Source organism: Agromyces sp. P1_H4 (assembly GCF_056405255.1).
In genome coordinates this window covers 1-13,713 of sequence record NZ_JBFUCL010000063.1, presented here as the reverse complement: position 1 = coordinate 13,713, position 13,713 = coordinate 1, and the positions used below count along the sequence as shown (strand labels likewise).

Below are 13,713 nucleotides of genomic sequence, written 5' to 3'. Positions count from 1 at the left end.
CCGCCAGCGGCGAACTCGGGAACCGCGCCTCCGCCGCGGGGCGATGATTCCGGTGTGGACCACAAAGAGGACCCCCTCGACGCCTACTCGGCCGTCGTCACCCGCGTCGCGCGCGAAGTGCTGCCGAGCGTCGCGAGCCTGGCCGTTCGCTCGCCGCGCGGCGGGGGTGCGGGCAGTGCGAGCGTGATCTCCGATGACGGCGTCCTGCTGACGAGCGCGCACGTGGTCGTCGGCTCCGTGTCCGCCGAGGCGACCTTCGGCGATGGCACCTCCGTGACCGTCGACGTCGTCGGCCGCGATGTGCTGTCCGATCTGGCCGTGCTCCGCGCCAGGGGTCCCGTGCCGCCGCCCGTGCCGCTCGGCGAGGCCACCACGCTGCAGGTGGGCCAGCTGGTGGTCGCGCTCGGCAACCCGATGGGCCTGTCCGGCAGCGTCACCGCGGGCATCGTGTCGAACCTCGGCAGGTCGCTGCCGACGGCGTCGGGGCGGGTCATCGACGAGGTGATCCAGACGGATGCCGCGCTCAACCCCGGGAACTCCGGCGGCGTGCTGGCCGACGGACAGGGTCGCATGGTCGGGGTCAACACCGCCGTCGCCGGCGTGGGCCTCGGACTCGCCGTGCCGATCAACCGGGCGACTCGCGAGATCATCGACACGCTGACCCGCGTCGGTCGGGTGCGGCGGGCGTGGCTGGGCATCGCCGGCGCGCGAGTGCAGCTCGCGCCCGAGCTGGCGGCGCGCATCGGCTCGCCGACGGGACTGCAGGTCGCCGGCGTCGCGCCCGGCAGCCCGGCCGAGCTCGCGGGCATCCTGCGCGGCGACATCGTCGTCTCGCTCGACGGCAAGGGCGTCGTCACGGCCACCACGATCCAGCGGCTCATGGTCGAGGATGCGATCGACCGGCAGGTCGAGATGACGGTGTGGCGAGGCGGGGCGCTCGTCGACGTCTTCGTCGTGCCCCGGGAGCTCGTCGACGCGCCGTAGACTGGAGGCATGCCCCTCGAGCCGAAACTCGCCGATCTGCCGCGCATTCGCGGGGCGCTGCGCTTCTACCAGGTGGCCTCGGTCATCACCGGTGTGCTGCTGCTGCTGCTCTGCACCGAGATGATCCTGAAGTACGGGTTCGGCCTCGAGCTCGAGCTCGGCGGTCCCCAGGGCTTCCTCGCCTTCGTGCCGATCGACACCGTGACGGCCGTGAACCTCTCGACCGGCATCCTCATGGTGCACGGCTGGTTCTACGTGGTCTACCTCTTCAGCGACTTCCGCCTCTGGAGCCTCATGCGCTGGCCGTTCACGCGGTTCATCCTGATCGCGCTCGGCGGCATCATCCCGTTCCTCTCGTTCATCCTCGAGGCGCGCATCGGCCGTGAGGTGCGCACGTACCTCGACCGACGCGAAGCCGACGCCGCGGCCGCGACGGCTTCGTCGACCGCGTCCGACGCCTCCTCCGGTGCTCCGGATGCGGCGACGAGCACCACCGACACCGTGGAGGCCCAGCAGTGACCGACCAGCCGACCGGCACGACCGAGCCGACCGACGAGACGGCCACGGCCGGCACGACCGAGCCGCTCCTGCAGCCCACCGCGTCGGCGGCGGCCGCCGAGCAGCCGACCGACCAGCGCCCGGTGCTCGTGGTGGACTTCGGCGCCCAGTACGCGCAGCTGATCGCGCGGCGCGTGCGCGAGGCATCCGTCTACTCCGAGATCGTGCCGCACACGATCACCGCCGACGAGGTGCGCGCGAAGAACCCCGTGGGCATCGTGCTCTCGGGCGGGCCGTCGTCGGTGTACGAGGCCGGTGCGCCCGCACTCGACGAGGGCATCCTGCAGCTCGGCGTGCCCACGCTCGGCATCTGCTACGGCTTCCAGGTGATGGCGCAGCAGCTCGGCGGCGAGGTCGCACACACCGGCCACCGCGAGTACGGGTCCACCGCCGTGACCGCGCGCACCGACGACGACAACGCGCTGCTCTCGGGCCAGCCCGAGGCGCAGACCGTGTGGATGAGCCACGGCGACTCGGTGTCTCGTGCGCCCGACGGCTTCGAGGTGCTCGCCTCCACGGCAACGACCCCCGTCGCGGCGTTCGCGAACGACGAGCAGGGCTTCTACGGCGTGCAGTGGCACCCCGAGGTGAAGCACTCCGAGTTCGGCCAGCGGGTCATCGAGAACTTCCTGCACCGCGCAGCCGGCATCCCCGCCGACTGGAACTCGGGCAACGTCATCGCCGAGCAGGTCGCTCGCATCCGCGAGCAGGTCGGCTCGGCCCGCGTGATCGCCGGGCTCTCGGGCGGCGTGGACTCCGCCGTCGCGGCCGCCATCGTGCACGAGGCCGTCGGCGACCAGCTCGTGTGCGTCTTCGTCGACCACGGCCTCCTCCGCAAGGACGAGCGCCGGCAGGTCGAGGAGGACTACGTGGCGGCGACCGGCATCCGCCTCGTCACTGTCGACGCCGTCGACACGTTCCTCGATTCGCTCGCCGGGGTGAGCGATCCCGAGGAGAAGCGCAAGATCATCGGCCGCGAGTTCATCCGCGCGTTCGAGCGCGCCGAGCGCGACCTCGTCGCCGAGGCGGCGGCCGACGGTGAGCCGATCCGGTTCCTCGTCCAGGGCACGCTGTATCCCGACGTGGTCGAGTCGGGCGGCGGCACGGGCACCGCGAACATCAAGAGCCACCACAACGTGGGCGGCCTCCCCGACGACCTCCAGTTCGAGCTCGTCGAACCGCTGCGCACGCTCTTCAAGGACGAGGTGCGYCAGATCGGGCGCGAGCTGGGGCTGCCGGAGGCCATCGTGGGACGCCAGCCGTTCCCCGGGCCCGGTCTCGGCATCCGCATCGTCGGCGAGGTCACGCGCGAGCGGCTCGACCTGCTCCGCGAGGCGGACGCGATCGCGCGCCAGGAGCTCACCGCGGCCGGCCTCGACCAGGAGATCTGGCAGTGCCCGGTCGTGCTCCTCGCCGACGTGCGCTCGGTCGGCGTACAGGGCGACGGCCGCACCTACGGGCACCCCATCGTGCTGCGCCCGGTGTCGTCGGAGGACGCGATGACCGCCGACTGGACGCGCCTGCCGTACGACGTGCTCGCGAAGATCTCGAACCGCATCACCAACGAGGTTCCCGAGGTGAACCGGGTGGTGCTCGACGTCACGTCGAARCCGCCGGGCACCATCGAGTGGGAGTGAGCGCCGCTCAGGCGAGCAGGCGCCCGATGGCCGACTCGGCCTCCGCGCGGTCGAACGGCTCCCCGCGTCGCGCCGTGAGCTGGTGCAGCAGCACCCCGTCGCAGTAGTCGGCGAGCCAGCGCGCCCGTTCATCGGCGCGGTCGATGCCGGATGCCTCGACCATGCCCCGCGCGACCCTCATGAAGCGAGCGTGCCCGGCGGCGACCGCGTCGGGCTCGGCCAGCGAGAGCACGAGGCGGGCGCGGGTGAGGTCGGCCTGCGGCCCGGCGAGGATCGCCACGTACGCCGCCAGCGACTCCGCCAGGGCTTCCGGCCCGTCAGGCAGTGKGGGTGCGGTCGTTTCGTCTGTGCCGACCGACCACAGCGCCAGATCCCGCTCCTCGAGCCGGTCGACGGCTGCCGCCACGAGTGCGGCGCGGGTGCGGAAGTAGTTCGACGTGGTGCCTTCGGGGGAACCCGATGCGACATCGACGGCGCGGTGCGTGAGGGCCTTCATGCCCTGCCCCGCGACGATGCCGAGGGCTGCGTCGGCGACGAGCGTGCGGCGGTCCATGCCGAGAGTGTAGCCAATCACTACAGAAGTAGTGCATTGGCACTACAAACGTAGTAGCCTGCACGCATGGATCGGATCACCGTCGACATCATCGGCGGCGGCATCGCCGGATCGGCGCTGGCCGCAGTGCTCGACCCGACTCGCTTCGATGTCACCCTGCACGAACAGCGGGCGGAGCTGCCGACCACCGGCACGAGCCTGGCGATGTGGCCCGAGGCGAAGGAGGCACTCGCGCGGATCGGCGTGCTCGACCGGCTCCGAGGGGTCGGCATCGCGCTCGACCGCTTCCCGCTCTGGAGCGAATCGGGCATGGCCTTGGCGAACCTGCCCGCCGACGGCCTGCTGCTCGGTCGACACGACCTCCTCGCGGCGCTCGACGCGGCGGTGCCCGATACGGTGAACCGCGTCACGGAGCGAGTCGAAGAGCCCGACCGCATCGAGGCCRACGTGGTCGTCGGCGCCGACGGCGTGCACAGCGCGGTGCGCCGGCGCAACTGGGGCACGGGGGCCGATGCCCGATCGACGCCCGCCTTGGCCGTTCGGGGGGTCGTGCCCGACGTGCTGTCGCCCGCTGAGCTCGGGGAGTACTGGGGGCGGGGGCAGCTCTTCGGACTCGGCCCGCATCGGGACGGCACGAACTGGTACACCTCGTTCCGCTCCGACCTCGGGCCACGGCACGTCGACGTGGGCGAGGCGATCGAACTCGCCCGCCACCGCCATCGGGACGCCGCGCCGGCGCTCCGCCGCGTGCTCGCGGCCGCGACCCCCGAGACGACGCTCGCCCAGCGCATCTGGACGACGCCGCGCGTCTCGTCCTACGAGCGCGGCAACGTCGTGCTCGTCGGCGACGCCGCCCACGCCATGACCCCCAACCTCGGTCGAGGCGCCTGCGAGGCCCTCATCGACGCGGTCACGCTCGGCGACCTGCTCGAGCGGATGCCCCCGGCCGACGCCCTGGCGGCCTACGACCGGGCCAGGCGGCGACCCACGCAGCGCCTGCGCGTGGCATCCACCGCCCTCATGCGTGTCGCCCTGGCCAAGCGCCTGGCGCCGGTGCGCGACCGCGTGGTCGCGTTGGCTGGACGCAGCTCGCKTGCTCGGCGCCGAGACGAGCCGGCCGCGGCATCCGTTCGCACTCGATGAGACTGGGCCGCCGATCGAGCTGGGTGGAATGCGAAACGGCCGCCCGAGGGCGGCCGTTCCGACGTGAGTGCCTCGAGGGCTAGTTGCGCGCGATGGCGAGGAACCGCAGGATCTCGAGGTAGAGCCAGATGACGGTGACCATGATGCCGAAGGCGCCGGTCCAGCCGTACTTCTTGGGGGCGCGGTTGCGCACTCCCTGCTGGATCATGTCGAAGTCGAGCACCAGGGAGTAGGCCGCCATGATGATGACCAGCACGCCGATGACGAGGCCGAGCGGGATGCCGGCGATCTCCGCGCCGTAGAGGCCCCACGGGTCCTGGTTCACGCCGGTCCACATGAGGACGAGGTTGATGAGCGAGAACACGAGGTAGCCGACCATCGCGATCAGGAAGACCTTGGTGGCCTTCTTCGACGCGCGCACCTTGCCGCTCGCGAACAGCGCGAGGGTGACGCCGAAGACGGCGATCGTGCCGATGACGGCCTGGGCGATGATGCCCGAGTAGGCCGACTCGTAGATCACCGAGATGCCGCCGATGAAGACGCCCTGGGCGGCCGAGTACGCGAGGATCAGGGCGGGCGACGGCTCCTTCTTGAAGATGTTCACCAGCGCGAGCACGAAGCCGACGATCGAGAACGCCCAGAACAGCCACGGCATCGAGGGCGTGAGCAGCCAGCCCACCGCTGCGAACACCAGGAGCACGCCGAACGCGGCGGCGGTCTTCGCGATGGTGTTCTCGASGGTCATGACCTCGCGGTCGGGAAGCGTCGCGGGCTTGTCGTACAGCTCCTGGAGCTGCTGCGCGGACACGTTCTGCGTGGCCGCGACGGCTCCCTGCTGTGAGAAGGCGGAATTCCGCGAGAACGCGGGATTGTCGAGAGCCATGGGTTCCTCTGCTTTCGGCTGTCGTCGGTGCGGGGGACAGGCGACCGGATGCGGCATCCGTGCCACGCACCAATCTACCGGTCGTAGCAGGGACAACGCCCAGAGTTCCGCGCGGATTCCCGCGGATGCGCACGGTGCGTGGCTACGCTGAGGCCCATGCTGCACGACTCCGGCGCGTTCCCGATGGTGATCGGGCACCGGGGTGCGTCCGGGTACCGGCCCGAGCACACGCGGTCGGCGTACGAGCTCGCGTTCGCGCTCGGCGCCGACGCGGTGGAGCCCGACATCGTGGCCTCGCGGGACGGCGTGCTCGTGCTGCGGCACGAGAATGAGATCTCGGGCACGACGGATGTCGCGACGAGGCCCGAGTTCGCGTCCCGCCGCACCTCGCGCGAGGTCGACGGCGCCGTGCTCACGGGATGGTTCACCGAGGACTTCACGTGGGCGGAGCTCTCGACCCTGCGGGCGAAGGAGCGGCTCGGGAGCCTCCGCCAGTCGAGCGCCAGCTTCGACGGCCGGTATCCGATCCTGCGGCTGCGCGACCTGTTCGAGCTGATCGACACGGCCGCCGACGAGCAGCGCCGGCTCGTGCGCATGGTCGCGGAGTTCAAGCACGCCAGCCACTTCGCGGCGATCGGCCTGCCCCTCGACGAGCTCTTCGCCGCCGAGCTCGACGACGCGGGCTGGGATCGGGGCGGCGAGCGCCTCGTCATGGAGTCGTTCGAGCTCGACGTGCTCGACCGGCTCGGCGCCCGGGGCATCAGGGGCGAGCGGGTGTTCCTCGTGGAGGCGACCGGCTCGCCGGTCGACGTCGTGCAGGCGCTCGGGCCGKCGGCCCCCGCGTACGACGCGTACGTGACCGAGGYGGGGCTGCTCGGCCTCGCCGGTCGCGTGCACGGGGTGAGCGTCGGGAAGGCCCGGCTGCTCGCGGCGCCCCGTGTCGGCTCGAACGGCTCGCCACGGTCGCGGTCGCGCACGGCGACCCTCGTCGGCGCCGACCTGGTCGACGCGGCGCACTCCGCGGGCCTTCGGGTCTTCACCTGGACGCTTCGTCCCGAGAACCGGTTCCTCTCGGCGTCGCATCGACGCGGCGGCTCCCGGGCGGCGTTCGGCGACTGGATGGGCGAGTTCGAGCAGGTCATCGCGACGGGGGTCGACGGGATCTTCGTGGACCACCCCGACCTCGGCGTCGAGGCGCGGCGCGCGATGGCCGGCTGAGCGGGGCATCGGGACGCGGCGTCGCGGCGGCGGCACGCGGCATCCGTCATCGACCGCGCATCGGCCGGCGTGGGTGTCGGATGCCGCGCCTAGAATTGCAGGGACATGACGCTGATCCTCGACCCCGACGACCCGGCCGGCTGGCGCGAGGCGCCCTCCGCACCCTCCACCACGACCGGTTCGCGCCTCACCGACGGGCTGAACCCCGAGCAGCGGGAGGCCGTGGAGTACCGCGGCCAGGCCCTGCTCATCGTCGCGGGCGCGGGATCCGGCAAGACCAGGGTGCTCACGCACCGCATCGCGAGCCTCATCGAGAGCCGCGAGGCCTGGCCGAGCCAGATCCTCGCGATCACGTTCACGAACAAGGCCGCCGCCGAGATGCGCGAGCGGGTGCAGGCACTGCTCGGCGAGAGCGCGAGCGGCATGTGGATCTCGACGTTCCACTCGGCGTGCGTGCGCATCCTCCGGCGCGAGGCCGAGTCGATCGGGCTCTCCTCGACGTTCACGATCTACGACTCCGCCGACCAGCGCACGATCCTCAAGCGCATCATCAAGGAGCTCGACGCCGACACGATGGGCTTCACGCCCGCGAGCGCCCAGGCGAAGATCTCGAAGCTGAAGAACGAGCTGGCCGACGTCGAGACGTACGCGCGCAACGCGAACACGAGCGACCCGCAAGAGGTCATGTTCCTCGAGATCTTCCGGCAGTACACGCGGCGGCTCCGCGACGCCAGCGCCCTCGACTTCGACGACCTCATCGCCGAGACGGTCTACCTCTTCCGCGCGTTCCCCAAGGTGGCCTCGCTCTACCAGCGGCGGTTCCGCCACATCCTGGTCGACGAGTACCAGGATACGAACCACGCGCAGTACTCGCTCATCCGGGAGCTCACCCAGCCGGTCCCGGCCGACCGCGTGGTCGAGATGGAGCAGCACGGCGTCAACGTGGCTCCGCTGGTGGATGCCTCGGGCGGCATCCCGGGCGCGAGCCTCACCGTCGTCGGCGACTCCGACCAGTCGATCTACGCGTTCCGCGGTGCCGACATCCGCAACATCGTCGAGTTCGAGCGCGACTTCCCCGGTGCGAAGGTCGTGCTCCTGGAGCAGAACTACCGGTCGACGCAGAACATCCTGTCGGCGGCGAACGCGGTGATCTCGAACAACTTCGACCGCAAGGAGAAGAAACTCTGGACGGCCGACGGAGATGGCGACCAGATCACCGGCTACACCGGGTACACGGCCCACGACGAGGCCCAGTTCGTCGCCGATGAGATCGAGGTGCTGCACCGCGCCGGCGTGGCCTATCGCGACATCGCCGTGTTCTACCGCACCAACGCGCAGACGCGTGCGCTCGAAGAGATCTTCGTGCGCTCGGCGCTGCCCTACCGCGTCGTCGGCGGCACGAAGTTCTACGAGCGCGCCGAGATCAAGGACGCGATGGCGTATCTCATCGCCGTGGCGAACCCGCTCGACGAGCTCGCCCTGCGGCGCATCCTGAACACGCCCAAGCGCGGCATCGGCCCGGCGACCGAGACGTCGCTCGCGAGCTTCGCCGAGCAGAACGCGCTGACGTTCCGGCAGGCGATGCGCGCCGCCGACGGGCTCGGGCTCGGCCCGAAGGTCACGGGCGCGATCCTTCGGCTCGCGAACGTGCTCGACGAGGCGGCCGCCATGCTCGTGCCGTCGGCGGCAGGCGTCGCGGCGGGCACCAACGAGGGCGCCTCGAAGGTCTCTGACGTGCTCGTGTTCCTGCTCGAGAGCTCGGGCCTGATCGACGCGCTGCGCAACAGCCGCGACCCACAAGACGAGACGCGGGCCGAGAACGTCGAGGAGCTCGTCGCCCAGACCCGCGACTTCGATCGCGAGAACCCCGGCGCGACGCTCGTCGACTTCCTCACGCAGGTGTCGCTCGTCGCCGCGGCCGACGAGCTCGACGACGCATCGGGCACGGTCTCCCTCATGACGCTGCACACGGCGAAGGGCCTCGAGTACCACGCGGTGTTCCTCACCGGGCTCGAGGAGGGCCTGCTGCCGCACCAGATGTCCGCGTCCGAGCCTGGCGGTCCTGCCGAGGAGCGGCGCCTGTTCTACGTCGGCATCACCCGCGCCCGCAAGCGCCTCTTCCTCTCACTGGCGATGAGCCGAGCGCAGTTCGGCGAGGTGGCCGTAGCGATGCCGTCGCGCTACCTCAGCGAGATCCCCGAGGGGCTCATCGACTGGAAGCAGTCGCCGGGCATGGCCAACTCCCGCGGCGGCACCCAGCCGCGGGCGCTCAACGCCCGGCGCGGTCCGGGGCAGGGCGGGGCGTGGGGCACCCGCGACCGCGACCTCGAGCGGTTCAGCGTCACCAGGAGTGCCGGCCCCAAGACCGAGTGGGCGAACCGGGTCACGGGCACGGTGCGCGACAACGGCGACCTCACGCTCGCGGCCGGCGACCGCATCCGGCACGTCGACTTCGGCGACGGCAAGGTCACCCAGGTCACGGGCGAGGGCACCAAGCGCATCGCCCACGTGGCCTTCGACACGGCGGGCCAGAAGAAGCTCCTGATCAAGATCGCGCCGATCGAGAAGCTGTGACCGCGGGCGAGTCCGCCGCGAGGTCGCGTGGGTGGCGCGGCCTCGAGGTCGAGGTCGCGTTCCGCGCGGCCGTCGCGGCGGTCGTGCCGCTCGCGATCCTCGTGCTCGCCGGGCGCCCCGACCTGGCGCCGTATGCGGCGTTCGGCGGCATGGCCGCGATCTTCGGTCGTGGCGAGCGGTACCGGGTGCGCGCACGCACCGTGATCGTGGCGGCGACCGGCCTCGTCGTGAGCGTCGCTGCGGGCACGGCGCTGGCCGCGGCATCCGCCCCGCTGTGGGTCGAGGCGATCGTGCTCGTGGCCGTGATCGCGGGGGGCGTCGTGGTCGTGAACGCCGCCCCGCTCTCGCCGCCGACCACGCTGTTCTTCGTGTTCGGGCTCCTCGTCTGCGCGCAGGTGCCGACGCCCGCCGGCGAGGTCGTGCTCCGCATCGGCATCGCTGTCGTGTCGGCCGCCTTCGCCGTGGCCCTCACCCTGTCGGGCTGGCTCCTGCGTCGCTTCGGGAGTGAGGCGACGCGCGCCGTGCTGAAGGACCTGCCGAGGGCGCCGGTTCCCCGCCCGGGTGCCGTGCGCGATCCGCGCGTCTGGCTGAGCGTCGGGCAKAACGGTGCGGGTGCGCTCGTCGCCGGAGCGCTCGCGCTGGCCTTCGGACCGGGGCATCCGTACTGGGCGGTGGTGAGCGTCATCGCGGTGGTGCCGCCGGCCGGCGCGGCGCACTCGCTGTCTCGGGCGGTGCACCGCGTGCTCGGCACCGTCGGCGGCGTGGTGGTCGCGGCACTGGTGCTCTGGCCCGCCCCGCCGGTGTGGCTGCTCGTGCTCGTGGTCGGCGTCGCCCAGTTCGGCGCCGAGATCCTCGTGGGCCGGCACTACGGGGCCGCGCTGCTCTGCATCACGCCGCTCGCGCTCGTGGTGGCGTGGATCGCGGCTCCCGTCGATCTCGGYGGCCTCGTCGCCGATCGCGTGATCGAGACGGTCATCGGGTGCGCCGTGGGCGTCGCCGTGGTGCTGGCCGGGTCCGCCGTGGCGCGCCGGTTCGGCGGGCGGGCCGGCGTCGCGGGCTGAGGTGGAGCCCGGCCTGGGCGGCGGAGGATCGCGTTCCCAGCCAATGCCCGGGCGGTCCAATGGGGGTCGATAGCGTCGGCGCCGACCATGTCCTCATGGCATTCCTCCTGCACGACGCACGGGGCCTCGAGCGCGGATCGCGAGACGTCGCGGCGCCCGAGCGGCGCAGGGCCTCGCGTCGCCTGTGGCGGGTCGACCTGCTGCAGGCCGCCGCGGTGGCCACCGTGGCCGTGGCGGTCGCGCTGTTCCTCGCCGACGGCGGGGCGATGGGGATCGGCGATCCCGGCGGCGCCCTGACGGCGCTCGGGATCGTGGCCGGGCTCGTCGCGACCGACCTCGTGCTCGTCATGCTCGTGCTCGCGGCCCGCGTGCCGCTCATCGAGCGGGCCGTCGGGCAGGATGCCGCGATGGGCCTGCACCGCAAGCTCGGCAAGCCGGTGCTGTACCTCCTGCTCGCGCACACGGTGCTGCTCGTGGCCGGGTATGCGGTGGCCGACGGCAGCGGGCTCATCGGCGAGGTCGTCGCACTGTGGAACACGCCCGACATCCCGCTCGCGGTACTGGGCCTCGGGCTCTTYGTCGCGATCGTCGTCACGTCGCTGGTCGCCGTGCGCCGACGGTTCCGGTACGAGGTGTGGCACGGCATCCACCTGCTCGTCTACGGGGCGGTGCTCGCCGCGCTGCCCCATCAGTTCAGCCTCGGCGGGCTGTTCGCCGAGGGGACGTGGCAGCGGTGGTACTGGCTGCTGCTCACGATCGCGGCGTTCGCGGCCGTCGTCGTGTACCGGTTCGGCATGCCCGCGTACCGAACCCTGCGACACCGGCTCGTGGTCGAGGCGGTCGAGCCGGTGGGGCCGGCCGGCGACGGCGTCGTCTCGATCCAGCTGCGCGGCGACGACCTCGAGCGGCTCGGCGCCACCGGCGGGCAGTTCTTCGTGTGGCGGTTCCTGACCCGAGGGCAGTGGTGGCAGGCGCACCCATACTCGCTGTCGGCGGCGCCGCGGGGCGGAGCGCTCCGGATCACGGTGCGCGCCCTCGGTCATGGCTCGGCGGGGCTGGCGAGCATCCGGCCCGGGACGCGCGTCGCGCTCGAGGGGCCGTATGGCATCTTCAGCGAGGCATCCCGCAGCCGGAGCCGCCTGGTGCTCGTGGCGGCGGGCATCGGCGTCACGCCGGTCAGGTCGCTGCTCGAGTTGGCGCGCTTCCGGCCGGGGGAGGCGACGGTGCTCCTGCGCACCAGGAGCGCCGACGAGGGATGGCTGCTGCAGGAGATGGGCGAGTTGTGCCGGGCGCGGGGCGCCACCCTCATCACCATCCCGGGTCCGCGCGGTGCGGGATGGCTGAGCGCCGACGCCGAACGGCAGGGACTCTCGCTCGTCGAGTTCGCGCCGGCCGTCGTCGACTCCGACGTCTACGTGTGCGGTCCGCTGGGCTGGTCCGAGGCGGTCGTGGCCGAGGCCCGGGCGGCGGGCCTGCGTCCCGAGCAGATCCACCACGAGAGGTTCGACTGGTGAGGGCACGAGCACTCGTCATCGCGTCCGCGGCCTCGGCCGCGGTCCTCCTCACGGGCTGGCAGCTCGGCACGGCGGGCACCGATCCCGCCCCGACCGCCGCGTCGAACGGCGGGACCTCGACGACGACGGGCGGCACGGATGCCTCGTCGGGTTCGTCGAGCGGGGCGACCGACGCGACGGATGCCGCCGCCACCGGCTCGACGACCCAGCAGGCCGCATCCGGTGTCGCCGACGGCACCTACGCGGGCGCGACCGTCGGCACCCGGTTCGGCGACGTGCAGGTGCAGGTCACGATCTCGGGCGGCACCATCACCGACGTCACGCCGTTGCAGCTCACCGACCACGACGGACGCTCGGTGTCGATCAGCAACCGGGCCGCGCCGATCCTGCGGGACGAGGTGCTCCAGTCGCAGTCCGCGTCGGTCTCCTTCGTCAGCGGCGCCACCTACACGAGCGACGCCTACGTGCAGTCCCTCCAGGCCGCGCTCGACGCCGCGGGGTTCTGATGATGACCGATCGAACGCTTCCGCCGAACGCGTTCGCCGCGATGGGCACGGTCGTGAGCGTGCGCGCGGGCGGAGGCGAGGTGGTGGCGGCACGCGCGACGGCGGTCGCGGCATCCGTCTTCGAGCGGTGGGACCGCCGGTGCAGCCTGTATCGGCCCGACTCCGAGCTGAGCAGGGTCGCCAGGGGCGAGCTCGCCCTGGTCGACGCGAGCGTGGAGCTCCGCGACGCCTACGCGCTCGCCGTGGAATGGCGAGGGCGCACGGGTGGCGCGTTCACGCCGCACCGGGCCGACGGGGTGATCGACCTGAACGGTGTCGTGAAGGCCCTTGCCATCGCCGAGGCGGGGGAGGCGATCGCGGCGACGGGGGTCGACGAGTGGGGAGTGGATGCCGGTGGGGACGTGCTCGTCAGCGGTGCGCGCGCCGTCGGCTCGGCGTGGATCATCGGCATCGTCGACCCGCGGGACCACCGGACGCTCCTGGCGTCGATGGCACTCGGAGGCGGTGCCGGCGGCGATGGCGATGGCGATKGCGGTGGCGATGGCGCTCGGCGCGCGGTCGCGACGTCGGGCACGGCCGAGCGCGGCGACCACATCTGGTCGCCCACCGACGTGAGTGACGCGTCGTTCGTGCAGGTCAGCGTCGCCGCGGCGGACATCGTCACCGCCGACGTCATGGCCACCGCGATCGTCGCCGGGGGCGTGGCCGCCCTCGACGAGGCGACCGGCCGCGAGCAGATCGACGTGCTCGCCGTGCGCCGCGATGGAACGATGCTGGCGACGCCGGGGTGGCCGCGCGCCACGACGAACCCCGGGTCGCCTGAGGTGTGCCCTCAGCGGCTCAGGTGACGTCGGCCAGCGCCCGGTGCACCGAGGCGACGGCGCTCGACCCCTCGCCCACGGCGGCGGCGACGCGCTCACGGGGCAGGCCTCGCTGCAGGCGTTCAAGTTCGGCGTGCGGGTGTTCGCCCCGTGCGAGGTCGCCGGCCTGCAGGACTCGGGCGATCCACTCACGCTCACGCTGGCCGACGGCCGCCTCGTGCACGCCAGGTCGGTCGTGATCACCACCGGGGCGCAGTACCG

General features: G+C 72.2%; 12 protein-coding genes and 1 pseudogene. 11 read left to right on the top strand and 2 right to left on the bottom strand.

The window, feature by feature from the left end; translation table 11 throughout:
* Positions 1-54 precede the first annotated feature (54 nt).
* The 3 genes from AC1DY2_RS06195 (at position 55) to guaA (ending at position 3,179) form a co-directional block, all read left to right on the top strand.
* Entirely contained in the window at positions 55-984 is a 930-nt protein-coding gene (locus AC1DY2_RS06195) for a S1C family serine protease (protein ID WP_476761621.1), read from the top strand.
* Positions 985-993: 9 nt separating this feature from the next.
* Entirely contained in the window at positions 994-1,503 is a 510-nt protein-coding gene (locus AC1DY2_RS06190; RefSeq protein WP_476761620.1) for a DUF3817 domain-containing protein, read from the top strand.
* Between the two features lie 68 nt (positions 1,504-1,571).
* Entirely contained in the window at positions 1,572-3,179 is a 1,608-nt protein-coding gene (gene guaA, locus AC1DY2_RS06185) for a glutamine-hydrolyzing GMP synthase (RefSeq protein WP_476761622.1), read from the top strand.
* Positions 3,180-3,186: 7 nt separating this feature from the next.
* Here the strand turns inward: guaA and AC1DY2_RS06180 are convergent, their stop codons facing one another.
* Positions 3,187-3,732 carry a TetR/AcrR family transcriptional regulator gene (locus AC1DY2_RS06180; protein WP_476761619.1) on the bottom strand — a complete coding sequence of 182 codons (546 nt, stop codon included), beginning with the start codon at positions 3,730-3,732 and terminating at the stop codon, positions 3,187-3,189.
* Between the two features lie 66 nt (positions 3,733-3,798).
* Between AC1DY2_RS06180 and AC1DY2_RS06175 the strand changes: the two genes are divergently transcribed.
* Complete coding sequence (locus AC1DY2_RS06175) at positions 3,799-4,875, top strand: FAD-dependent oxidoreductase (RefSeq protein WP_476761618.1); 1,077 nt, start codon at positions 3,799-3,801, stop codon at positions 4,873-4,875.
* A 79-nt stretch (positions 4,876-4,954) separates the two neighbouring features.
* Here AC1DY2_RS06175 and AC1DY2_RS06170 read toward each other — a convergent pair whose 3' ends face one another.
* Positions 4,955-5,758: a Bax inhibitor-1/YccA family protein gene (locus AC1DY2_RS06170; protein WP_476761617.1), complete on the bottom strand. Its 804-nt coding sequence runs from the start codon at positions 5,756-5,758 to the stop codon at positions 4,955-4,957.
* A gap of 156 nt (positions 5,759-5,914) precedes the next feature.
* Between AC1DY2_RS06170 and AC1DY2_RS06165 the strand changes: the two genes are divergently transcribed.
* The 7 genes and pseudogenes from AC1DY2_RS06165 to AC1DY2_RS06135 all read left to right on the top strand — a co-directional run.
* Positions 5,915-6,976, top strand: coding sequence for a glycerophosphodiester phosphodiesterase family protein (locus tag AC1DY2_RS06165; RefSeq protein WP_476761616.1), 1,062 nt, complete (start codon positions 5,915-5,917; stop codon positions 6,974-6,976).
* A 105-nt stretch (positions 6,977-7,081) separates the two neighbouring features.
* Positions 7,082-9,550 (top strand): ATP-dependent helicase, encoded by a 2,469-nt coding sequence (locus AC1DY2_RS06160; RefSeq protein WP_476761615.1) that lies wholly within the window; start codon positions 7,082-7,084, stop codon positions 9,548-9,550.
* Complete coding sequence (locus AC1DY2_RS06155; RefSeq protein ID WP_476761614.1) at positions 9,547-10,611, top strand: FUSC family protein; 1,065 nt, start codon at positions 9,547-9,549, stop codon at positions 10,609-10,611. Before AC1DY2_RS06160 ends, AC1DY2_RS06155 begins: the two co-directional genes overlap by 4 nt.
* A gap of 95 nt (positions 10,612-10,706) precedes the next feature.
* On the top strand, positions 10,707-12,125 hold the full coding sequence (locus tag AC1DY2_RS06150; protein ID WP_476761613.1) for a ferredoxin reductase family protein: 1,419 nt from the start codon (positions 10,707-10,709) through the stop codon (positions 12,123-12,125).
* Positions 12,122-12,631, top strand: a complete 510-nt coding sequence (locus AC1DY2_RS06145) for an FMN-binding protein (RefSeq protein WP_476761612.1) — start codon at positions 12,122-12,124, stop codon at positions 12,629-12,631. Before AC1DY2_RS06150 ends, AC1DY2_RS06145 begins: the two co-directional genes overlap by 4 nt.
* Before the next feature lie 2 nt (positions 12,632-12,633).
* Positions 12,634-13,479: an FAD:protein FMN transferase gene (locus AC1DY2_RS06140; protein ID WP_476761611.1), complete on the top strand. Its 846-nt coding sequence runs from the start codon at positions 12,634-12,636 to the stop codon at positions 13,477-13,479.
* Positions 13,480-13,495: 16 nt separating this feature from the next.
* Positions 13,496-13,713, top strand: a pseudogene (locus AC1DY2_RS06135) (hypothetical protein); the annotation flags it as partial.